At 71.1% G+C, this 21,499-nt stretch carries 23 protein-coding genes and 1 tRNA gene; 16 read left to right on the top strand and 8 right to left on the bottom strand.

Features of this window, described 5'->3' with window-relative positions; all coding sequences use genetic code 11:
- The first annotated feature begins 6 nt into the window (after positions 1-6).
- The 3 genes from Mam01_RS05170 to Mam01_RS05160 all read left to right on the top strand — a co-directional run bounded on the left by Mam01_RS05170 (position 7) and on the right by Mam01_RS05160 (position 3,391).
- Positions 7-921 carry a class F sortase gene (locus tag Mam01_RS05170; RefSeq protein ID WP_204284293.1) on the top strand — a complete coding sequence of 305 codons (915 nt, stop codon included), beginning with the start codon at positions 7-9 and terminating at the stop codon, positions 919-921.
- A gap of 81 nt (positions 922-1,002) precedes the next feature.
- The gene (locus Mam01_RS05165; protein ID WP_204284292.1) at positions 1,003-2,130 is read left to right on the top strand and encodes a hypothetical protein; all 1,128 of its coding nucleotides are present in this window, start codon (positions 1,003-1,005) and stop codon (positions 2,128-2,130) included.
- Positions 2,131-2,245: 115 nt separating this feature from the next.
- On the top strand, positions 2,246-3,391 hold the full coding sequence (locus Mam01_RS05160) for an acetyl-CoA C-acetyltransferase (protein WP_204284291.1): 1,146 nt from the start codon (positions 2,246-2,248) through the stop codon (positions 3,389-3,391).
- 190 nt (positions 3,392-3,581) lie between these two features.
- On the opposite strand, the gene Mam01_RS05155 is transcribed toward Mam01_RS05160, so the two are convergent.
- Entirely contained in the window at positions 3,582-3,737 is a 156-nt protein-coding gene (locus Mam01_RS05155; protein ID WP_204284290.1) for a hypothetical protein, read from the bottom strand.
- 309 nt (positions 3,738-4,046) lie between these two features.
- On the opposite strand from Mam01_RS05155, the gene Mam01_RS05150 reads away from it, so the two are divergent.
- Positions 4,047-4,205 carry a hypothetical protein gene (locus tag Mam01_RS05150; RefSeq protein ID WP_204284289.1) on the top strand — a complete coding sequence of 53 codons (159 nt, stop codon included), beginning with the start codon at positions 4,047-4,049 and terminating at the stop codon, positions 4,203-4,205.
- 106 nt (positions 4,206-4,311) lie between these two features.
- Here the strand turns inward: Mam01_RS05150 and Mam01_RS05145 are convergent, their stop codons facing one another.
- The 4 genes from Mam01_RS05145 to Mam01_RS05130 all read right to left on the bottom strand — a co-directional run bounded on the left by Mam01_RS05145 (position 4,312) and on the right by Mam01_RS05130 (position 9,121).
- Positions 4,312-6,189 (bottom strand): acyl-CoA dehydrogenase family protein, encoded by a 1,878-nt coding sequence (locus tag Mam01_RS05145; protein ID WP_204284288.1) that lies wholly within the window; start codon positions 6,187-6,189, stop codon positions 4,312-4,314.
- A 40-nt stretch (positions 6,190-6,229) separates the two neighbouring features.
- Complete coding sequence (locus Mam01_RS05140; protein WP_204284287.1) at positions 6,230-7,615, bottom strand: sensor histidine kinase; 1,386 nt, start codon at positions 7,613-7,615, stop codon at positions 6,230-6,232.
- Complete coding sequence (locus Mam01_RS05135; RefSeq protein WP_111699932.1) at positions 7,615-8,313, bottom strand: response regulator transcription factor; 699 nt, start codon at positions 8,311-8,313, stop codon at positions 7,615-7,617. The genes Mam01_RS05140 and Mam01_RS05135 overlap by 1 nt, the downstream gene beginning before the upstream one ends.
- 76 nt (positions 8,314-8,389) lie before the next feature.
- Complete coding sequence (locus tag Mam01_RS05130; RefSeq protein ID WP_204284286.1) at positions 8,390-9,121, bottom strand: class I SAM-dependent methyltransferase; 732 nt, start codon at positions 9,119-9,121, stop codon at positions 8,390-8,392.
- A 330-nt stretch (positions 9,122-9,451) separates the two neighbouring features.
- Here Mam01_RS05130 and Mam01_RS05125 point away from each other — a divergent pair, with 330 nt between their 5' ends.
- The 3 genes from Mam01_RS05125 to Mam01_RS05115 all read left to right on the top strand — a co-directional run bounded on the left by Mam01_RS05125 (position 9,452) and on the right by Mam01_RS05115 (position 12,064).
- Positions 9,452-10,636: an RNA-guided endonuclease InsQ/TnpB family protein gene (locus Mam01_RS05125; RefSeq protein ID WP_239101046.1), complete on the top strand. Its 1,185-nt coding sequence runs from the start codon at positions 9,452-9,454 to the stop codon at positions 10,634-10,636.
- A gap of 80 nt (positions 10,637-10,716) precedes the next feature.
- On the top strand, positions 10,717-11,259 hold the full coding sequence (locus Mam01_RS05120; RefSeq protein WP_204284285.1) for an RNA polymerase sigma factor: 543 nt from the start codon (positions 10,717-10,719) through the stop codon (positions 11,257-11,259).
- Positions 11,246-12,064 carry a hypothetical protein gene (locus Mam01_RS05115; RefSeq protein WP_204284284.1) on the top strand — a complete coding sequence of 273 codons (819 nt, stop codon included), beginning with the start codon at positions 11,246-11,248 and terminating at the stop codon, positions 12,062-12,064. Before Mam01_RS05120 ends, Mam01_RS05115 begins: the two co-directional genes overlap by 14 nt.
- Here the strand turns inward: Mam01_RS05115 and Mam01_RS05110 are convergent.
- A complete protein-coding gene (locus Mam01_RS05110; RefSeq protein ID WP_204284283.1) occupies positions 12,038-13,414 on the bottom strand; it encodes a WD40 repeat domain-containing protein in 1,377 nt (458 codons plus the stop codon). The genes Mam01_RS05115 and Mam01_RS05110 overlap by 27 nt on opposite strands.
- A gap of 272 nt (positions 13,415-13,686) precedes the next feature.
- Between Mam01_RS05110 and Mam01_RS05105 the strand changes: the two genes are divergently transcribed.
- A complete protein-coding gene (locus tag Mam01_RS05105) occupies positions 13,687-13,830 on the top strand; it encodes a hypothetical protein (protein WP_191909914.1) in 144 nt (47 codons plus the stop codon).
- Between the two features lie 23 nt (positions 13,831-13,853).
- On the opposite strand, the gene Mam01_RS05100 is transcribed toward Mam01_RS05105, so the two are convergent.
- Complete coding sequence (locus Mam01_RS05100; RefSeq protein ID WP_150930877.1) at positions 13,854-14,873, bottom strand: adenosine deaminase; 1,020 nt, start codon at positions 14,871-14,873, stop codon at positions 13,854-13,856.
- Positions 14,874-14,947: 74 nt separating this feature from the next.
- On the opposite strand from Mam01_RS05100, the gene Mam01_RS05095 reads away from it, so the two are divergent.
- The 3 genes from Mam01_RS05095 (at position 14,948) to Mam01_RS05085 (ending at position 17,248) form a co-directional block, all read left to right on the top strand.
- The gene (locus Mam01_RS05095) at positions 14,948-15,448 is read left to right on the top strand and encodes a SigE family RNA polymerase sigma factor (protein ID WP_204284282.1); all 501 of its coding nucleotides are present in this window, start codon (positions 14,948-14,950) and stop codon (positions 15,446-15,448) included.
- Positions 15,445-16,461, top strand: coding sequence for a PASTA domain-containing protein (locus Mam01_RS05090; RefSeq protein WP_204284281.1), 1,017 nt, complete (start codon positions 15,445-15,447; stop codon positions 16,459-16,461). Before Mam01_RS05095 ends, Mam01_RS05090 begins: the two co-directional genes overlap by 4 nt.
- Positions 16,462-16,792: 331 nt before the next feature.
- Positions 16,793-17,248 carry a DUF4143 domain-containing protein gene (locus tag Mam01_RS05085; protein WP_204284280.1) on the top strand — a complete coding sequence of 152 codons (456 nt, stop codon included), beginning with the start codon at positions 16,793-16,795 and terminating at the stop codon, positions 17,246-17,248.
- 116 nt (positions 17,249-17,364) lie between these two features.
- On the opposite strand, the gene Mam01_RS05080 is transcribed toward Mam01_RS05085, so the two are convergent.
- A complete protein-coding gene (locus Mam01_RS05080) occupies positions 17,365-18,570 on the bottom strand; it encodes a pyridoxal phosphate-dependent aminotransferase (protein WP_204284279.1) in 1,206 nt (401 codons plus the stop codon).
- 234 nt (positions 18,571-18,804) lie between these two features.
- Between Mam01_RS05080 and Mam01_RS05075 the strand changes: the two genes are divergently transcribed.
- From Mam01_RS05075 to rplA, 5 genes are all read left to right on the top strand, one after another.
- Positions 18,805-18,877 (top strand) — tRNA-Trp (locus Mam01_RS05075).
- Positions 18,878-18,953: 76 nt separating this feature from the next.
- Positions 18,954-19,211 carry a preprotein translocase subunit SecE gene (gene secE, locus Mam01_RS05070; RefSeq protein ID WP_111699923.1) on the top strand — a complete coding sequence of 86 codons (258 nt, stop codon included), beginning with the start codon at positions 18,954-18,956 and terminating at the stop codon, positions 19,209-19,211.
- Positions 19,212-19,267: 56 nt separating this feature from the next.
- Complete coding sequence (gene nusG, locus Mam01_RS05065; protein ID WP_239101045.1) at positions 19,268-20,056, top strand: transcription termination/antitermination protein NusG; 789 nt, start codon at positions 19,268-19,270, stop codon at positions 20,054-20,056.
- 93 nt (positions 20,057-20,149) lie between these two features.
- A complete protein-coding gene (gene rplK / locus Mam01_RS05060) occupies positions 20,150-20,581 on the top strand; it encodes a 50S ribosomal protein L11 (protein WP_139580512.1) in 432 nt (143 codons plus the stop codon).
- Between the two features lie 74 nt (positions 20,582-20,655).
- Positions 20,656-21,369: a 50S ribosomal protein L1 gene (gene rplA / locus Mam01_RS05055; RefSeq protein WP_204284278.1), complete on the top strand. Its 714-nt coding sequence runs from the start codon at positions 20,656-20,658 to the stop codon at positions 21,367-21,369.
- Positions 21,370-21,499 lie beyond the last annotated feature (130 nt).

Below are 21,499 nucleotides of genomic sequence, written 5' to 3'. Positions count from 1 at the left end.
GGTGCCATGACGACCCCGCCACCTGGACAGTTCCCGCCGGGCCAGCCGTACGGCATGCCTCCCGGGCCGGGCGGTCAGGGGTACCCGCAGCCGGTCTACGGCCAGCCCGTCTTCCAGCCGGTCATGCTGCCCCCTCAGATGCAGCCCGCGCCGCAGCCGCAGCCGCAGCCGGAGCCGCCTCCGGGCGGCGCCGCGCAGACGGCCCGCCGCGTGCTGATCACGGCGGCGATCGTGGGGCTGGTCACCGTGCTCGTGGGTGTGGTGATCATGGTGAACCACCCGGACGAGTACGCTCCGTCGAGCCGTACGTCGCTGAACAAGATGGTGGTGCCGCCGAACGGCCTGGCTCCGTCGGTGGGTCCGGGCGGAGCGGGGCAGCCGCTGACGCAGGCGGTCGCGAACGCCCCGGCGCCGTTGCCGAAGCTCCCGGCCGCCCCGGCGCTGCAGCCGTCCACGCCCAAGCGCCTGATCATCCGGAAGATCGGCGTGAACGCGCCGATCACCTCGGTCGGTCTGGATCGCGCCGGTGCGATCCAGACCCCGCCGATCAACAACCACAACCTCGTCGGCTGGTATCGGGGCGGCCCGACCGCGGGAGAGGCCGGTCCGGCCGTCATGCTCGGCCACAAGGACACCGTCTCGCGCAGCGCCGTCTTCAGCCGCCTGCACGAGCTCGCGTACGGCGACACGATCGAGGTCACCCGCATGGACGGGACGATCGCGGTCTTCACCGTGGGCGGCATCGAGCAGGCCGACAAGCAGACGTTCCCCACCAGCCGGGTGTACGGCCAGGCCGCGGACGCCGAGCTCAGGCTGATCACCTGTGGCGGCACCTACAACCACACGACCGGTCACTACACCGACAACGTCATCGTGTACGCACTGATGACCGGCACCCGCCTGGCGAAGACGAAGTCCTGAACCGGGCGGCCCGCCGGAAAGGGTCGTGGAGAACGCCCCAGTAGGGCTATCGTCTCTTCGACCGATCATGAGGAGGGGCTTGTGGGCTGGTTGTCGAATCTTCTGCTCCCCGGCCGGTTGCGCACGGGCCCCACGGCGCTGCTGCCCGCCCGGCCGGACCCGAAGACACTGCTGGCGATAGCGCAGCTCGCCGATCCCGAGGCGAGGCCGGACGGGGACGACGTCCTCGTGGGCGGCTCGCGCGTCCAGCCACCGATCGAGCTCGGCCCGGACCTCCTGGCCAAGCTCGGCGTTCCCGGCGAGGAGCCGCTCTGGGCGTGCCGCATCGCCGCCGACGGCCCGCTGCCGGTGGACTTCTTCGACAAGAGCCTGGCCGAGGGCATCGCGTACCGGCTGGGCGGCTGGTCGGTGTGCCAGGGCGAGCCGGTCGACCCCGCCGAGGAGGCGGGTGGCGATCCGGTGGTCTACCTGCCGGCCGTACCGGAACCCGAGGAGGTCCTGCCGATCCTGGCGGGGCTGCTCCACACGGACGCCGTGGACACCGGCAGGTGGCCGGAGGGCGAGCTCGTCGACGGCGTCGTCCACGTCCCCGTGCGCCGGGGCCGGGTGGCCGACGTGTACGCGGACGACGAGCTGGTGGTCACGATCGAGGAGGGCCACCGCGTCCCGCCCGTCGCCCAGGCGCGCTGGCCGTACCTCACGGAGATCGCCGTCGTGAGAGTCTCGCCGGCCGGCCGTACGGAGGAGACCCGGCCCGCCGCGGAGGCGGCCGGAGGCACGGTGGACCCGGTAGACGCCGAGGGCGCCGAGGACGAGGCCGCTGCCGCGCCGGGCGAGGAGGTTCCCGTCGCACCGGGCGAGGAGGCCGCGCGTTCCGAGGACCCGGGTGATCCGGACGCCCTGGCCGCCGTCGCCGCGGACACCGGTGCGGTCGAGACCGCTGCTGTGGACACCGGCGCCGCGGAGACCGGCGAGGCGGAAACCGGTGCCGCGGAGACCGGGGAGGCGGAAGGCGGTGCCGTGTCCGATCGCGACGTATCCGACGGTGACGCGGTCACCGTCGCGCGGGACGCGCTGGTGCGTCGGGCGGCGGTGGCGCTGGAGATCGCGCAGCGGCTGCAGGGGATCGCCGCCGACAGCCGTGGCTTCCAGCTCGCCGAGCCCGCCGACGCGCTGCCCGGGGGATACGCCGGACCCGCGCTCGCCTGAACCCGCTCAGCGGACCCGCTCACCTGAACCCGGCCCTTACCGCGCCCGCCCCGACGAAAGCTCTGGTGTAACCTCTCACTAACCGAACATTGCTCGGTTTTGCTCGGGAGGCACTGTGGCAGAGGCGTACATCGTCGGGGCGGTCCGCACGCCGGTCGGCAGGAAGAAGGGCGGGCTCTCCACCGTCCATCCGGTCGACCTGGCCGCGCACACGCTTTCCGCGCTGGTCGAGCGCACCGGGATCGATCCCGCCGCCGTGGACGACGTGATCATGGGTTGCGTGATGCAGTTCGGCCCGCAGTCCATGGACATCGCGCGCAACGCCTGGCTGAGCGCGGGTCTCCCGGAGACCGTGGCCGGTGTCACGATCGACCGGCAGTGCGGGTCGTCGCAGCAGGCCGTCCACTTCGCCGCGCAAGGGGTGCTGTCGGGCACCCAGGACCTGGTCGTGGCGGCCGGCGTGGAGTCGATGTCGATCGTCCCGATGGGGTCGAGCATCACGGCCGCCCTGGAGAAGGGCATGCCGTTCCCGTTCGGCGACAAGTGGGTCGAGCGGTACGGCACGCAGGAGATCTCCCAGTTCCGCGGGGCCGAGCTGATGTGCGAGAAGTGGGGCCTCACGCGGGAGGACCTGGAGGTCTACGCCTACGAGAGTCACCAGCGGGCGGCCAAGGCGATCGCGGGCGGCCACTTCAGGGAGCAGATCGTCCCGGTCGGCGACGTGACCGACGACGAGGGGCCGCGGCCCGACACGACGCTGGAGAAGATGGCCGGGCTCAAGACGCTGCGCGAGGGCGGCCGGATCACCGCGGCCACCTCCTCGCAGATCTCCGACGGCTCCGGCGCACTGCTCATCGCGTCCGAGCGGGCGGTGCGCGAGCACGGACTCGTCCCGCGCGCCCGGATCGTCACGCTGGCGCTGGTCGGGGACGACCCCGTCTACATGCTGACGGCCCCGATCCCGGCCACCCGCAAGGCACTGGACAGGACCGGGCTCTCGATCGGGGACATGGACGTCATCGAGATCAACGAGGCCTTCGCCCCGGTGCCGCTGGCCTGGCTCAAGGAGATCGACGCCGACCCGGCCAGGACCAACCCCAACGGCGGCGCGATCGCCCTGGGGCACCCGCTCGGCGGCACCGGCGCGATCCTCATGACCAAGCTCCTGCACGAACTGGAGCGCACCGGCGGCCGGTACGGCCTGCAGACCATGTGCGAGGGCGGCGGCCAGGCCAACGTCACCATCATCGAGCGACTCTGACCCCACCCCACCGGCCCACCACGCCGAGCGGCGGAACTCGGCTTCCCCTGGGTCACATCGATCTGTGCTGGTGGGACTCCGGGTGAAGGAGGCGGGTGAGCGCCGGTTACGACGACTCCAGGCGCTCTCGTCGCAACGAGAAGAGGGGCACTCCGGGCCGGAGTGCCCCTTTTGGCGTGGGTGGAACGGCCTACTTGGCCTTCGGGAGCCGCCGGGGCTGCCGTACGGGCCGCATAGGCGGCGCCGGGATCTGACGCGGTGGTGGCGGGAAGGAACGCCGGGGCTGCGGGGTGCGCGGGTTCTGCTTGCCGCCGTCGCCGCTTCTGCCGGACACGCGAGTACGCATAAGGGATCTCCTGGTACGTCGAGACGCGGCACCGAGGTGCCGTCACTCAGCCGCCGCGTCGGATGGACAGGGCCGGAAAGCTGAGCGGATCAGCGTGGGCTGATCAGCGGTCGCCGTAGAGAATCCACATGCCGGTGACACTAACAAGGCACCGCAACCGGGCACAAAGGCTTTTTCGTGCGCCTGGGGACATCCAACTAAGCGACCGCTCGAGCACAAGCGGAGTCCAAGTCGACTCCCAGATCGTCCCAAGTGGCGTCGTGTCTACTCATATGTGTCAGAGAGACACACGTACCAGGAGTGATACCAGTGAAGTCCATCAAGCGTGCCGCCGCCGTCCTCGCCACCACGGCCGTGGCCGTCACCACCTTCGGCGTCCTGTCCGCCCCGGCGCAGGCGATGCAGCCGGAGGGCTGGTACCGCTGCTACGTCCCGGGCTACGGCACGATGTGGTGCCTCGACGTCTGAGCCGAACCGGCCGCACGGACCCGGCCCCGTCCCGCAGTGTCGCGGGGCGGGGCCCGTTCCGTTTCCGGGCGAATTCCGGGCGAAATCGTCCAGACGGCCGAGCGGCTCAGCCGATGCGGCGGTGGACGTCGTCGAACGTGGCCGGCCCGGTGCGCTGCGAGGCGATCCACGGCCCCTCCAGCGACGGGTCCACGATCCCCTCCTCCATGAACGTGTACCGCCCGTCGAGCACCCGCCGGGCCAGCCGTACGTCCTGGGCGTCGGTGTTCTCCCACAGCCGGTCGAACAGCGCCTCGGCCCGCGCCCGGGCCTGGTGGCAGAAGGTGTCGGCCAGTTCGTACGGCTTGAGCCCGAACTCGGCGGAGTCCTCCTGCGCGCGCACGCAGACGGCGGTGATCGCGAGCAGTTCCGCGCCGATGTCGACGATCCGCGCCAGGAACCCCTGCCGGTGCTCCAGCCGCCCCTGCCACCGGGACATCCCGTAGAACGTGGACCTCGCCAGCTTGCGGCTGGTCCGCTCGACGTACCGCAGGTGCCGGGCCAGCGGGCCGAACTCCGCGTACGACGTGGGCATCTGGCCCGGACCGGTCACGAGGCCCGGCAGCCACCTGGCGTAGAAGGCGCCGGCCCGGGTGGCCGCCCGGCCCTTGGCCCGCAGGTCGGCCTTCGGGTCGATGAGCTCGCCCGCGACCGACAGGTGGGCGTCCACCGCCTCCCGGGCGATGAGCAGATGCATGATCTCGGTCGAGCCCTCGAAGATGCGGTTGATGCGCAGGTCGCGCAGCATCTGCTCGACGGGCACGCCGCGCTCGCCGCGGGCGTGCAGCGACTCGGCGGTCTCGTAGCCGCGGCCACCCCGCATCTGCACCAGTTCGTCCATGACCTGCCAGCCCATCTCCGAGCCGTACAGCTTGGCCAGGGCGGCCTCGATGCGGATGTCGTTGTGCTCGTCGTCGGCCAGCCGGCCGACCAGGTCCACCACCGCCTCCATCGCGTACGCGGTGGCGGAGATGAAGGCGACCTTCCGGGCGACGGCCTCGTGCTCGCCGACCGGGCGCCCCCACTGGACCCGCGCCCGGCCCCACTCCCGGGCGATCTTCGTGGCCCACTTCGCGGCGCCGACGCAGGTGGCGGGCAGCGACAGCCGCCCGGTGTTCAGCGTGGTGAGGGCGATCTTCAGGCCCTGCCCCTCGCGGCCGATCAGGTTCTCGGCCGGTACGCGCACCTGGTGGAGGCGGGTCACGCCGTTCTCGATGCCGCGCAGGCCCATGAACGCGTTGCGGTGCTCGACGGTGATGCCGGGGGCGTCGGCCTCGACGACGAAGGCGGAGATCTTGGCGCCGGTGCGCGCCATCACGACCAGCAGGTCGGCCACGACGCCGTTGGTCGTCCACAGTTTGACCCCGTTGATCACGTAGTCGTCACCGTCCCGCACGGCGGTCGTCGACAGGCGGGCGGGGTCGGAGCCGACGTCCGGCTCGGTCAGCAGGAACGCCGAGATCTCCCCGCGCGCGCACCTCGGCAGGAAGCGCCGCTTCTGCTCCTCGGTGCCGAACAGCCGCACGGGCTGCGGCACCCCGATGGACTGGTGCGCCGACAGCAGCGCGCTCAGCGCGGGGGAACACGAGGTCACGAGGGCGAGGGCCCGGCAGTAGTACAGGTGGCTCAGCCCCAGCCCGCCGTACTCCTCCTCGATGGTCATGCCGAACGCGCCGATGGCCGCGAGACCCTTGATCACCTCGTCCGGGATCACGGCGGTGCGCTCGATCAGCGCGGGATCGACCTTCTCCTGCAGGAACGTCCGCAGGACGCGCAGGAAGTGGTCTCCCTTCTTGACCTCCTCCTCGCTCAGGCGGGGAGCGGGGTGCACCAGGTCCAGACGGAAGTCTCCGAGAAAGAGCTGCCTGCCGAAACTCGGGCGGGTCCACTCCGTCTCGCGCGCCTGCTCGGCCACCTCTCGGGCCTTGGCGTAATCGGTCGTCATGGTCGGCCTCCTCGGCGGTGAAGCGAGCTGTGCTCGTTACCTACCCGCCAGTAGCCTTTTGCACCGCCGGGAGCCCGATATGTACGGCCGTGCCTCCGCCGGGGGAGGAGATGATCCGGCACCGGCCGCCGTGCGCCTCCACGATGGCCTTCACGATCGACAGGCCGAGCCCCGCGCCGCCCGACAAATGGTCCTCTCCCCGCTGGAACCGGTCGAAGGCGCGCTCGGCCTGCTCCGGGCTCATACCGGGGCCGGTGTCCGACACCTGGATCGTCACCGCGCCGGGGGCGCGCAGGATCCGTACGGTGGCCTTGGTCTCCTCGGGGGTGTGCGCCCGCACGTTGCCGAGCAGGTTGACCAGCACCTGGCGGATCCTGGCCTCGTCCACCACCGCGACCAGCGAGGACGGGGCGTCCACGGTCACCGGGTACGCCGGGTCGAGGGCCGCCGAGTCGGCCGCGACCTCCCGGGCCAGCTCCGCCAGGTCGGTCTCGGCGAGCGCCAGGGCGGTGCCCCGGTCGAGCCGCGCGAGCTCCAGCATCTCGCCCACGAGGCGGCCCATGCGGTTGGCCTCGGCCTCGATCCTGCCCATGATCTTCGGAAGGTCCTCGGACGGGATCGCGCCCGCCCGGTACAGCTCGGCGTACCCCGAGATGGTCGAGAGCGGGGTGCGCAGCTCGTGGGAGGCGTCGGTGGCGAAGCGGCGCACCCGGTCCTCCGACGCCTGGCGGTCACGGAAGGCGTCCGCGATCCGGTCGAGCATGAGGTTGATCGCGGCGCCGAGCCTGCCCACCTCCGACGGCCCCTCGGGCATGCGGGCCGACAGATCCCCTCCCTCGGCCACCAGGTGGGCGGTCCGCGCCATCTTGCCCAGGGGAGCCAGACCACCGGCGATCAGCAGCCGCCCGCCGGCGGCCAGCAGCAGGATCAGCACCCCGCCGGTCGTCAGTTCGCTGACGAGAAGATGGCGCACCGGGTCGTCGACCGCGTCCAGGGGCACCGCGACGACCATCAGCCGCAGGCCGCTCCGGGACAACGCGGCCGCCGCGATCATCTCGTTCTCCCCGCCGGGATCGAGGTCGAAGGTGTCGCCCCGCGCGGCGTACGCCAGCAGCCGGTTCCGGCCCAGCGCCTCGGCCAGCCCGGGGACCACCGCGGCGTTGTCGGCGTCGCCGCTGACCAGATGGGCCGTTCCGTTGGCCATGTCATAGGCGGCGACGGCGTAGGTGGAGCCGGTCAGCGCCTGCGCCAGCGGGTCGTCCTCGACCACCCGCCGCGCCGCCGTGACGGTCGCCGCCTGCACCTGCCCCTCCAGGCGCGTACGCAGGTGCCCGCGCAGGACGAGGACGCTGGCCAGGGAGAGCACGACGAGCAGGACGGCGCTCACGCCGAGCAGTCCGGCGAGCAGCCGCGTCCGCAGCGACATCAGGAACCCTGGGGCGGGCGCAGCGCGTACCCGATGCCGCGCTGGGTGTGGATCAGCGGCGGCCCGAGCGGGTCGAGCTTGCGCCGCAGGTAGGAGATGTACGTTTCGAGCACCTGGGAGCTCCCGCCGTAGCCCCAGACCTCCTCCAGCAGGCGTCTCTTGGTGAGCACCAGCCCGGCGTTGGCCATCAGGAACGCCAGCAGGCGGAACTCGGTCGGCGACAGGTCCACCGGCACGCCGCCGCGGCGTACCTCCCACCGCGCCTCGTCGAGCTCCAGGTCGGCCACCCGGAGGGTCGGCCCCTGGCCCCGCTCGGCCGCGGCGGGCACGGTCGTACGGCGCAGCACCGCACGGATCCGGGCGACCAGCGCCTCGACGGAGAAGGGCTTGGTCACGTAGTCGTCCCCGCCGAGGCCCAGCCCGCGCACGGTGTCGGCGACCGCGTCGCGGGCGGTGAGGAAGATCACCGGGGGATGGACCCCGTCCACACGGATCCGCCGGCACACCTCGAAGCCGTCGATGTCGGGCAGCATGACGTCGAGGACGACCAGGTCGGGCTGGTCCCTGCCGACCTCGTCGATCGCCGCCGCCCCGGTGCCTACGGCCGTCACTGTGAAACCGTGGAACCGCAGGGCGACTTCCACGATGTCTCTGATGTTCGGCTCGTCCTCCACGACGAGGATCCTGGTTTCACTCATTGGGGACCCATTGTGCAGGTCTACGTCCTTGGTCGCATTCCGCCGGCGATTCCGGGAGGCGGGCGACGCGGGCGACCTACCTCGGAACGCGGGCGACGCAGAACACGGTCTGGCCGAACGGCGGGGTGACGAACCGCTCGATGAACCGGGTCACCGGCACCACGGTCCGGTCGTAGATCTTGACGAGCCGGGGGTCGGGATAGCCCACGCCGCCCCGCCGCACGGCCGCCCACCAGGCGATGCCGCCGAGGAAGTTGATCGGCTTGAGCACCTCGACGTCGAGACCGGCGTCGGTGACCGTCTTGCGGAGCGTGGCCGGGGTGTAGCGGGTGACGTGTCCCACCTTGCGGTCGAAGTCCCCGTAAAGCTGCATGTAGCCCGGCACCCAGATGACGATCCGGCCGCCGGGGGCGGTCACCCTGGCCAGGGACCGCAGCGCCTCGGCGTCTTCCTCGATGTGCTCGAGGACGTTCATCATCACAACCGTGTCGACCGGCTCGTCCAGCGGAATCTGGGTCGGCAGGCCGAACTGCAGCACCGATATGTCGTCGCGGTCGGCGAAGCGCTTCCGCAACTGCTCCACGCAGTAGGGATCGAAATCGCTCACCACGAGCCGGTCCAGGCGCGGCAGGAACTGCTCCGCGAAGTGCCCGAGCCCCGAACCGATCTCCAGCAGCGACCGACCGACGTGCGGCGCGACCATGTCGAACTCGTACTGCCGGTAGTTCTTGGCCTCGTCGCCGCCGAGGTGGTTCTCCAGAGCCTCGTCACCGGCGGCCGGCTGGACTACTCGGTCATATCCAGACATAGAATCCTCGTTTGCAGCGGCTGACGATCGTGGAAAGTGTAGTGCCCGTCCCATCGGCCGGTATCCGCTTCGCCGCGGGGGTGAGCTGAGACACGCTTCGGGGTTCTCACGGTCTTTTCCCCGTAGTTCGTGGACGGATCATCCGTCCCCCCATCAGATTCTCCCGAGGGGGCCGTCGCCTTGAGGCGACGGGGGAATCGGGAGCGGGCGGGCCGCCAAGGCCCGAGTGTGCTCTGACCTGCGGGGTCTGCGCATCACGGTTTTCTTTCCAGGTTTCGTCGGTGTAAGGCGATACCGTGGTGTTCTTGTTCCCGCATGTGGGAGGTGGGCGTGCGCAGATCGTTCACGTTCCTGCTGCGTCCCACGGCCAAGCAGGCGGCCGCACTCGCCGCGTGCCTGCACGACCACCGGGAGCTGTATAACGCCGCTTTGGAGCACCGCCGTACGGCCTACCGCAGGGCTGGGGTGACGGTTCGGTACGGTGACCAGTCGGGCGAGTTGAAGCACATTCGCGCCGACGACCCGGACGGTCAGGGCCGGTGGTCGTTCTCCTCCCAGCAGGCCACCCTGCGCCGGTTGGACAAGGCGTTCGCGGCGTTCTTCACTCGGGTGAAGGCCGGGCGCACCCCGGGGTTTCCCCGGTTCAAGGGGCGCGGCTGGTTCGACACGGTGGAGTGGCCCAGGGACGGCGACGGCTGCCGGTGGGACTCCCAGCCCGAGCACCCGGCCGCGACCTACGTGCGACTGCAGGGCATCGGGCATGTCCGGGTCCACCAGCACCGCCGTGTGCCCAGCACCGTCAAGACGATCAGCGTCAAGCGGGAGGGCGCCCGCTGGTATGTGATCCTGTCGTGCGATGACGTGCCCGCCGAAACCCTTCCCGCGACCGGCGCGGCGGTCGGGCTGGACATGGGTGTGGCCTCGCTGGTCACCACCAGCGACGGGGAGCGTCTGGACAACCCGCGCCGCCTTGCCGCGTCCGCCGGCCGTCTCGCGACGGCACAGCAGGCGCTCGCCCGCACAAAGCGCGGGAGCAAGCGCGGCGGTAAGGCCGCTGCCAGAGTCGCCGCGCTGCACGCCAGGGTGCGCCGCCAGCGGTTGGACGGCGCGCACAAGGCCGCGTTCGCACTGGTCCGCGACTACGACGTGATCGTGCACGAGGACCTGCGGATCGTGAACATGACCCGCTCGGCCTCCGGCACGATCGCCCAGCCCGGCCGGAACGTCGCGCAGAAGTCCGGCCTCAACAGGTCGATCCTGGACGCGGGTTGGGGGGTGTTCCTGCGTGTGCTCGCGCACAAGGCTGAAAGCGCCGGTCGAGAGCTGATCGCGGTGAACCCCGCCGGCACCTCCCGCACGTGCTCGCGTTGCGGGCACTGCGCGAAGGAGAACCGCGTCACCCAGGCCGAGTTCCGATGCCAGGCGTGCGGCCACGAGGCGCACGCCGACGTGAACGCGGCCAAGAACATCCTCAGGGCAGGGCTTGCCCTTCGCGACGCTGCGGAAGCGGCTTAGCGAGAAGCCGCTCCCTTCGAGGAGCGGAGGAGTCACAGTCTTCACCTTTCCGAGCTGCCCCCCGAGCGATATTCCCCCCGATGGACGACGACGAGGCTGTGACCCGCGCGCTGGCCGGTGATCTCGGCGCCTACGAGGTGCTGGTCACCCGCTACAGCGCGATCGCCCACCGTACGGCGAGCCTGCTCGGCGCGGGCGACGAGGCCGAGGACGTCGTCCAGGACGCCTTCGTCAGGGCGTTCCGTCACCTGCGGAGCTTCCGCAGGGACGCGTCGTTCCGCCCGTGGTTCCTGCGGATCGTGGCCAACGTGACCCACGACCTCACCCGGTCGCGTGGCCGCCGCTCCGACCTCGCCGTACGGCTGGAGCGGGAGCCGTACACGCCGGACGGGCCGGACGACCCGGAGAGCGCGGCGGTGGGCGCCGACGGCCGGAGCCGCCTGTACGAGGCGGTGCGGCGTCTGCCGGCCGGGGAACGCGAAGCGGTGGTGTGCCGGTATTTCCTGCAGTTGTCCGAGGCGGAGACGGCCGAGGTTCTCGGCGTACGGCTCGGCACGGTGAAGTCGCGGACGTTCCGGGCCCTGCGACGCCTGCGGGAGGAGGTGGGCCGTGAGCATCTCTGACGACGGCCGCTCCGGCGACCCGGACATCCCTGAGACGACGGAGCCGACGGAGCCGACGGAGACGGAGGCGCTGGAGGCTCAGCTGCGGGCGCTCGGAGAGCGCCTGGGCGCTTCCGGGCCGCCCCCCGCCGAGGTGGCGCTCGCCGTCCGGGCCCGGCTGGAGAACGCGGACGCGCCGATCACTCCCGCTCACCGGCCCGGCTGGAGGCAGGGGTGGCGGCCCAGGTGGTGGATCAGGCGGCCGTCGCCGCGCCTGGCGGCCGCCCTGGTGGCGGTGCTGGTGTCGGTGCTGCTCGGCGCGACCCCGCAGGGACGGGCCGCGGTGGTGTCGGTGCTCCGGTTCGCCGGGGTCGAGATCCACGTCGGCGGCGTGGCGCCGCTGCCGACGGGCCTGCCCGGCCCGCTTCCGGGAGAGCGCCGGGTCACGCTCGCCGAGGCGCGGGGGGCCGTGCGGTTCCCCGTCGTCGTGCCGTCCGCGCTGGGCGAGCCGGCGGACGTCCGTGTGGCCGACGGCGGCCGGGTCGTGACGCTGCTGTGGCCGGGCATCCGGCTCGACGAGTACGACGGGACGCTGACCGTGGTCTGGCACAAGGAACTGGGAGAGCCGTGGCCGGAGCAGGTGAGCGCGGTCGACGGCTGGTGGATCTCCCGGAACCATGGCGTGTCGTACGTGTCGGCGCAGGGCCGGGCACGGGAGGAGCGGGTGGCCGGGCCCACGCTCATCTGGCAGCACGGCCTGGTCGGGCTGCGCCTTGAGGGCCCCGGCCGCGACGAGGCCCTACGGATCGCCTCCTCCGTCCGCTGAGGCGGCGACCTCGCGCGCCAGCCGGTCACGATCCTCCCGGACGGCCGTGAGCCGGCCTCGCAGCCGCTCGGCGCGGCGGCGCGACAGGTGCGGCTCCGGCGTGGACTCGCCCTGCCACAGCCGCAGCGTCGCGTCGTTGCCGCCAGTGGCCAGCAGGTGCCCGTCCGGGTGGAAGGCCAGCGCGCCGACAGAGCCGCCGTGGGGGAGGAACTCGCCGACCGGCCGGCGAGCCGGCACATCCCACAGCCGCACGTTCCCGTCCTCCAGGCCGGCGGTGGCGAGCAGGTGGCCGTCGGGGTGGAAAGCCGGATCGGCGACGAAGCCGATGTGCCCCATGAGCGGGGAGCAGACCGGTTCTCCCGTCATCACATCCCACAGGCGCACGGTCGCGTCGTTGCCGGTGGACGCGAGCAGATGACCGTCCGGATGGAAGACCACCCCCGTGACCTCGCTCTGATGCCCGACCAGAGGTCCGCCGACCGCTTCGCCGGTGACCACATCGCACACCCGCACGGTCGCGTCGTTGCCGGCGGTCGCCAGCAGCCGGCCCTCCGGGTGGAAGGCCAGAGCCCGGATGGCGAAGACCGGATGCCTGTGGCCCGTACGGACCTCGCCCGCGGGCCTGCCGGTGGTCACGTCCCACAGCCGCACGGTGTCGTCGCCTCCGCCGACGGCGATCAGCCGGCCGCCGGGGTGGAAGGCCACGGTGTGGTGGCCTGTGGAGTGGATGGTCAGGGGGTCGCCGACGGACTCGCCGGTGGTCCCGTCCCACAGGCGCAACGCCTCGTCGCCCACGGTGGCGAGAAGGTGCCCGTCCGGGTGGAAGGCCAGCATGTGCACCCAGCCGTTGTGGGTGATGAGGGGGTCGCCGAGAGGATCACCGGTGGCCACGTCCCACAGCCGCACCGTCGCGTTCCTGCCCTCGGTGTGCGTGGCCAGGAGACGGCCCTCGGGATGGAACGCCACGCCGCCGACCGCGTCGCCATGAGGAAGTGCGGTACCGGTCGGCCGGTACGGCCCTCCGGGGCGTGCCGGAGGGCGCGTGCCCACCGCCGCCGAGTCCGCTGCCGAGTCCGCTGCCGAGTCCGCTTCGTCGGCGGCCAGCCACAGGGCCTGGTACGCCTCCGGGTCGCCGCCCAGAGCCTCGACGACGAGTTCGAGCTGGCCGAGGCGCGGCAGCCTCCGGCAGTGGATCACCATGCCGACCGTGGTGTGGCTGAGCGCCTGGCCGGTCAGCCTGGCCAGCTCGCGATAGCTGGGCCTGCCCCGGCGCCGGTACAGCTCCTGTAACCGGTCGCGCAGCGCGGCCAGCGCCTCCTCACCGGAGGCGGATGACGAGTTCTGGGACATCGTGGACGAGCATCCCAGACCACCGCACAACGCACGGCGTTTCGCGTGACGTCACTGACGCAGACGTACGGCGCCTGTCAGGGGGCGTACGACCTTGTCCGGCGGCGTCAAAGATCGGCCGTAACCGTCAACGGGCCTCCGGCGTCTTTCACCCTGGGATCACCGCCGAATCACCGGCGGCCGGCTGTCGGCCGTACGGCGGGTCCACGGGACGACGCCGGCCGCCGGGCCGTCCCCGCGGCGCACGCCGCCTCCTCGAAGGGATCCACCCCATGACGATCCTGTCCCAGCTGACCGTCGCAGGCGTCGTCGGCCTGTCGCTGCCGGCCGTTCTCACGGCGGTCTACCTGTTCTCCGCCGACTCCGCCCGCCGCGCCCGGGCCATGCGCGTGCTGCGGCTGTTGCTGCGCCGCTGACGTCGCGGGCCGGACGGGAGAGATCAGGCGGGAGCGGCGAGCCAGGTGTCGATCTCGGCCAGGAGTTCCTTCCTGACCGGTTCGGGGGCGGCCGACGACCGGATGGACTGCCGGGCGAGCTCGGCGATCTCCGCGTCGGCGAAGCCGTACACCTCCCTGGCGAGCTCGTACTGCGGCAGCAGCCGGGCGCCGAACAGCAGCGGGTCGTCGGCGCCGAGCGCGATCGGCACTCCCGCCTCGAACAGCCGCCGCAGCGGCACGTCCTCCGGCCGCTCGGCGACCCCCAGCCCGACGTTCGACAGCGGGCACACCTCGCAGGTGACCTGCCGGTCGGCCAGCCGTTCCATCAGCCGGGGCGACTCGGCCGCGCGCACCCCGTGCCCGATCCGGTCGGCGGACAGCTCGTCGAGGCACTCGGCGACGCTCGCCGCCCCCAGCAGTTCGCCTCCGTGCGGTACGGCGAGCAGGCCCCCGCGCCTGGCGATGCGGAAGGCGTGCTCGAAGTCCCTGGCCCGGCCCCGCCGCTCGTCGTTGGACAGCCCGAAGCCCACCACGCCCCGGCCCTCGTACCGCACCGCGAGCCGGGCCAGCGTCCTGGCGTCGAGCATGTGCCGGGTGCGGTTGGCGGCCACGATCACCGCCATCCCGATCCCCGCCGCCCGCGCCGCCTTCTCCGTCGCGTCGAGCATCAGCTCAAGGGTCTCGGTCAGCCCGCCGAAACGCTGCGCGTACCCGGACGGGTCGACCTGGATCTCCAGCCAGCGCGAGCCTTCCCTGGCCTCGTCCTCGGCGGCCTCGCGCAGCAGCCGGTAGACGTCCTCCGGGCGGCGCAGCACCGACCGCGCGATGTCGTACAACCGCTGGAACCGGAACCAGCCCCGCTCGTCGGTCGCCCGCAGTTTCGGCGGCCAGTCCTGCACCAGCGCGTCGGGCAGATGGACGCCCTGGTCCCGGGCGAGCTCGATGAGCGTCGAGTGCCGCATGGAACCGGTGAAGTGCAGGTGCAGGTGTGCCTTCGGGAGCATGTCGAGTGGGCGTGCCATCTCCATATCCTGCCGTATGCCGCTCTCAACCCGCCGCCGGGCTCGCGCGTTGTGGACAGGCGAAAGGGGAGCTCATGACCGATGAAGACGAGGCGGCCTTCGACGAGTTCCTGGCCGCGCGCAGCACCGCCCTGCTGCGCACCGCGATCCTCGTCTGCGGCGCCTCCGCCGTCGACGCCGAGGACATGGTCCAGAGCGCGCTGGAGAAGGTCTACCGCCACTGGCCGCGCATCCGCCACGACAACCCCGAGGCGTACGCGCGGCGGGTCGTGGTGAACGGCGCGATCAGCAGGGCCAGGCGGCGCAAGGTGATCCGGGAGATCACCTTCGCCCAGCCGCCGGAGACGCCGGTGGAGTCGCCCGACCTCGGCCTGCGGGAGGTGCTGCTCGCCGAACTCAGGAAACTGCCGGCCCGGATGCGGGCCGTGCTGGTCCTCCGCTACTGGGAGGACCTGTCGGAGGCCGAGACCGCCGCGCTGCTCGGCTGCTCGGTCGGCACCGTCAAGAGCCAGGCCGCCCGCGGCCTCGCCCGCGTGCGCGCACGCATGGAGAACCTGGAAGGAGCGTCGGCATGAACGTCGAAGAAGCGCTGAGGGACGCGATGGCCGCGCAGGTCGCCGGCGTGCACGCCTCGCCGTACCTGGGCCAGTCGGTCCGGCGGCGCAGCCGCCGCGCCACTGTCCGGTTTCGTACGGCGGGAGCCGCCGTGCTCACCGCGGCGGTCGCGGTGGGGGTGCCCGTGGCGATGACCGCACAGCCCGGCACCGACCCGGTCGCCGGCGGCCTCGCCGGACCGGGGACCGGGGCCGGCGCCGGCGTCGCCGCTCCGGGGACGGCGACCCCGTCCGAGACCGGCTCCGGTGACACGATCGCCGTACCCGAGGGCGTCGTCCCCGACGTGGTCGGCAAGAGCGCCGGGGACGTCATGACCCTCCTGGACGAGGCCGGATACACGGTGCGGATCGTGAAGGTCGTCACCGGCGACGCCCCGGAGGGGACGGTCATCGCGCAGATGCCGGCCGCCGGGACGGCAGCGCCCGCCGGGGCGGCGGTCATGATCACGATCGCGACGACGGTCGTCTCGACGTCCGACACCGCGCCGGACGCGCAGACCTCGTGGACGCCGCAGGACCTCGGCGACCTCGGGGACGGCCGGACGCTCGGCGGCGTCCACGTCGGTTACCTGCCCAAGGACCTCGAATGGGGCAAGTGGTCAGGCAAGGACGGGTTCGGCACCGAGAGCTACACCACGAGCTGGGTGGAGCCGGGGCAGGAGCCCGGCGTGTACAGCATCCAGCTGATCGTCTACCGGAAGGAGGCGGCGAGCCTGCTCGCGAAGCGGCTGAGAGGCTACGCCGGGCAGGGCGCCAGGCCGGTCGACGTCGACGGCAAGAGGGCGTACCTGGTCAGCCTGTCGGAGGGAGGCGACCGGATCACGGACGGGGGCACCCGCACGATCACCTGGACGCTCGCCTCCGGCGTTGGGATCGAGGTGATGATGAGCCCCGACTACGAGGCGAAGCTCGGCCGGGGCGCGGCCGACCGGGAACTGCGGAAGATCGCCGCCGGAGTCGCCCTCGACCGCTGACACCCCACCCCGCCTCCGGCCCCCAAGCCGGAGGCGTCACCCGCACCCCGTTGGGTCGATGTCGCATCGCGACGTGGGTCAAAGTTGTACTGGCAGCTGGGGGAGATTGGTACTGCCGGCTGGGTCAAATCGGTAATGTGCCTGCGTGCGCCGTGATTCCTACATCCCGAGCATGGTGGATCCGATTATCGACGCCTCTTCCAGACGCTACCCGCGATCATGCTGGTCGGCCCACGAGCCACGGGCAAGATCACCACGGCCATCCGGCACGTCGAGACCGTGGTGCGGCTTGACCGGGACAGGGAGAACGCCGCCTTTCTCGCCGATCCGGATGCGGCCCTGGGCCGGCTCCCGGAGCCGGTCCTGCTACCGCGGGTCCAAGCGCTATCTCGTCGACCCTGCCCTGGTCGCGGCCCTGCTGCGGGTGGACGAACGAGCGGTCCTCCGCGACGGCGATCTGCTCGGCCGGTTGCTCGACACCTTCGTGGTTCAGCAGCTACGCGCGGAGGCACCGGTGTGCGACAGCCGGCCCCGCATCTACCACTTGCGGCAGGACCAGGGACGGCACGAGGTCGACATCATTCTGGAGCTCGGCATGGGACGAGTGATCGGGGTCGAGGTCAAGGCCACCGCCACCCCTCGCCACGACGACGCGAAGCACCTGCGGTGGTTGCGGGACGAACTGGGCGATCGCTTCGTCGCCGGTGTCGTGCTGCACACCGGTCCGCGCGTGATCGAAATGGACGACAAGATCGTCGCGGCGCCCATCTGCGTCCTCTGGTCCTGAACGCGTCCACGGCGGTTTGCAAGCCGTCGTTCACCTGATCGCCGGCATGGCGAAGGCCCGGTCCCGCGTGGCGGGGGCCGGGCCTTCGTGCCGGGTGAGCCCAGGTGGGCGAGGTCCTAGTGCGCCTCGGACAGGAGCTTGGCAACCCGGCTGACACCCTCGGCCAGGTCGTCGTCGCCCAGGGAGTAGGAGAGGCGGAAGTAGCCCGGGGTGCCGAAGGCCTCACCGGGCACCAGCGCGACCTCGGCCTCCTCCAGGATGAGCTCGGCCAGCTCGGCCGACGACGCCGGGCGCCTGCCGCGGATCTCCTTGCCGAGCAGCGCCTTCACCGACGGGTACGCGTAGAACGCGCCGAACGGCTCGGGGCAGACCACGCCGGGGATCTCGTTGAGCATCCGGACCATGGTCTGGCGGCGCCGGTCGAAGGCCGTGCGCATCTCGGCGACGGCGGACAGGTCGCCGGAGACCGCGGCGAGGGCGGCGGCCTGCGCGACGTTGGAGACGTTCGAGGTGGCGTGGGACTGCAGGTTGGTGGCCGCCTTGACCACGTCGGACGGGCCGATCAGCCAGCCCACCCGCCAGCCGGTCATCGCGTACGTCTTGGCCACGCCGTTCAGCACGACGACCCGGTCCCGCAGCTCGGGCACGGCGGTGGCGATGCTGGAGAACTCCGCCTCGCCGTAGACCAGGTGCTCGTAGATCTCGTCGGTGACGACCCACAGGCCCTTGTCCAGCGCCCAGCGGCCGATCTCCTCGACCTGGGCGGGGGAGTAGACGGCCCCCGTCGGGTTGGACGGCGACACGAACAGCAGCACCTTCGTGCGGTCGGTCAGCTTCTCCTCCAGCTGCTCGACCGAGGCGAGGTAACCGGTCGTCTCGTCGGTGACGACGTCGACCTGGACGCCGCCCGCGAGCTTGATCGCCTCCGGGTACGTCGTCCAGTACGGCGCCACGACCAGCACCTCGTCACCGGGGTCGAGCAGCGTGGCGAACGCCTCGTAGACCGCCTGCTTGCCGCCGTTGGTCACCAGGACCTGGGCGGCCTCGACCCGGAACCCGCTGTCGCGCAGCGTCTTGTCGGCGATCGCCTGCCTGAGCTCGGGCAGGCCTCCGGCGGGCGTGTACTTGTGGAACCGGGGGTTCCGGCACGCCTCGACGGCCGCCTCGACGATGTAGCCGGGCGTCGGGAAGTCGGGCTCGCCGGCGCCGAAGCCGATGACCGGCCGACCGGCCGCCTTCATCGCCTTGGCCTTGGCGTCCACGGCCAGAGTCGCGGACTCGGAGATCGCGGAAATACGTGCGGAGATGCGAGGTCGGGTCATGCCTCCATCGTTCCAGACGCGCCGCGCGGTTTCGCATCCATATCCGGCCCGCGGACGCGTCCGCACGGTAACTTTGAGCCCGGGCCGGAGCGGCGCCGGACCGTCTCCGGACGGCGGGCGAGCGTTCCGGTTCGACGCAGTGGTGATTCCCGCGTACACTTCACCGACTAGTGGGCCACGTGAGAGACGGACGGATGCGTCAACGCGTTTCTCGGGTATCGTGGTGCACGGCCTAGGGCACTAGCGCAATTGGTAGCGCACCGGTCTCCAAAACCGGCGGTTGGGGGTTCGAGTCCCTCGTGCCCTGCGGAGTGCGGTCCGCGCAACAATGGCGTGAAAGCGCGCCGCAAGCTGCGACGGACACGACGGATCAGGTGAGGACTGTGGCGATCGACACCCGCGGCGAGACCGCTGGAAAGCCCGGTAAGCCAACCGGCGAGAAGAAGGCAAGGCGTACCTCGCCCGCTCTGTTCTACCGGCAGGTCGTCGCCGAGCTGCGTAAGGTCATCTGGCCGAGGCGCACTGAGCTGATCTCGTACACGGTGGTCGTCCTGGTCTTCGTCGTGATTATGGTTGCGCTCGTTTTCGGGATCGACACCGTGCTGGGTAAGGCTGTGCTGTGGGTCTTCGGCGGATCCTGATCCGGCCCGAGACGTCTTAGCACGTCCACGACACCAAGCGAAGAAGGAAGAGTCCCGTGTCCGAGTCCCCGATGCCGGCCGACCGCTCCCATGACGAGCATGACGAGTGGGGCACCGAGCAGGACGAGGCCGTAGAAGAGGTCGAGGAGACCACGGCCGCCGACTCTGACGGCGGTGACGGCGGCGAAGACTCGGCCGAGGCCGCCGAAGAGGTCGACGCCGCGCAGGTCGACGAGGACGGCGACGTCCTCCCCGATGTCGACCCGGTCGAGGAGTTCAAGCGTCAGCTTCGCGGTCAGTTCGGCGAGTGGTACGTCATCCACTCCTACGCCGGTTACGAGAACCGCGTGAAGCAGAACATCGAGAGCCGTATCGGGTCCCTCAACATGGAGGACTTCATCTTCCAGGTCGAGGTGCCGACCCACACGATCACCGAGTTCAAGGGTGGCAAGAAGACTCCGATCAAGGAGCGGGTGCTCCCCGGCTACGTGCTGGTCCGGATGGAGCTGTCCGACGAGTCCTGGGCCGCCGTGCGCAACACGCCCGGTGTGACCGGCTTCGTCGGGCTGTCGAACAAGCCGAGCCCGCTGAACCTCGACGAGGTCGCCAAGCTGCTCGCCCCGGAGCCGTCCGAGGAAGTCAAGAAGGCCGCGGCCAAGACGGCCACCGCGACCGTCGACTTCGAGGTCGGCGAGTCGGTCACCGTCATGGACGGGCCGTTCGCCACGCTGCCGGCCACGGTGAGCGAGATCAGTGCCGAGTCGCAGAAGCTCAAGGTCCTCGTCTCGATCTTCGGCCGGGAGACCCCGGTTGAGCTGTCGTTCAACCAGGTCTCGAAGATCTGACCGGCTCGCGTAGACTCGATAGCCGTCCTCACGCACGCCGTGTTCCGGCGTGCCGTGAGGCTTTTGTAGGACCAAGGACCCGGAGAAGGACTAATGCCTCCAAAGAAGAAAGTCGCGGCCCTGGTGAAGGTCCAGCTTCCCGCTGGCCAGGCCACCCCCGCGCCGCCGGTCGGTACCGCGCTCGGTCCGCACGGCGTCAACATCATGGACTTCGTCAAGCAGTACAACGCTGCGACGGAGGCCCAGCGGGGCAACATCATCCCCGTCGAGATCACCATCTTCGAAGACCGCAGCTTCACCTTCATCACGAAGACGCCGCCGGCGCCTGAGCTGATCAAGAAGGCCGCCGGTCTGCAGAAGGGCAGCGCGAACCCGCACAAGGACAAGGTGGGCAAGCTGACGCGCGAGCAGCTTCGCCAGATCGCCGAGACCAAGATGCAGGACCTCAACGCCAACGACGTCGAGGCCGCCGAGAAGATCATCGCCGGCACCGCCCGCTCCATGGGCATCACCATCGCCGACTGACTCTCACCGGCGAATTCGAACGCTGTGGGAGGGCCGAGGCGCGGCCCGGACCACGATCTCCTTAGGAGTACGAAGTGAAGCGCAGCAAGAGCTGGAAGAACGCGGCGGCCGAGGTCGACCGCGCGGCCCTGTACGCCCCCCTCGAGGGCGTGCGGCTGGCCAAGAAGACCGCGACCACGAAGTTCGACGCCACCGTCGAGGTGGCCCTGCGGCTGGGCGTCGACCCGCGCAAGGCCGACCAGATGGTCCGCGGCACCGTCAACCTCCCGCACGGCACCGGCAAGACCGCCCGGGTCCTGGTCTTCGCGACCGGTGACCGTGCCGAGGAGGCCCGCGCGGCGGGCGCCGACATCGTCGGCTCCGACGAGCTGATCGACGAGGTGTCGAAGGGCCGTCTGGACTTCGACGCGGTCGTCGCGACGCCGGACATGATGGGCAAGGTCGGCCGCCTGGGCCGCGTGCTCGGCCCCCGTGGCCTCATGCCGAACCCCAAGACCGGCACCGTGACGCCGGCCGTGGCCAAGGCCGTGACCGACATCAAGGGCGGCAAGATCGAGTTCCGGGTCGACCGGCACGCGAACCTGCACTTCATCATCGGCAAGGCGTCCTTCGACGACCGCCAGCTGGTGGAGAACTACGCCGCCGCGCTGGACGAGGTGCTTCGTCTCAAGCCGTCGGCCGCCAAGGGCCGCTACCTCAAGAAGGTCACCTTCACCACGTCCATGGGCCCCGGCATCCCGGTCGACCCGAACGTGACGCGGGCGATGACCGCCGAGATCGACGCCTGACCGTTCCACGACGGCCGGACAGGCCGCCGAGCCTGACAGAAGCCCCCGCCCGGGACATCGGGCGGGGGCTTCTGTCTGTCTGTCTATGTGCAGGTTTCGTGCACATGTCATGAGGGTTGCGACAGGGGCG

Source organism: Microbispora amethystogenes, from assembly GCF_016863015.1.
In the GTDB taxonomy this organism is placed as follows: domain Bacteria; phylum Actinomycetota; class Actinomycetes; order Streptosporangiales; family Streptosporangiaceae; genus Microbispora; species Microbispora amethystogenes.
Note: the sequence above shows the minus strand (reverse complement) of the source record. Positions and strands in the feature narration are given on the sequence as shown.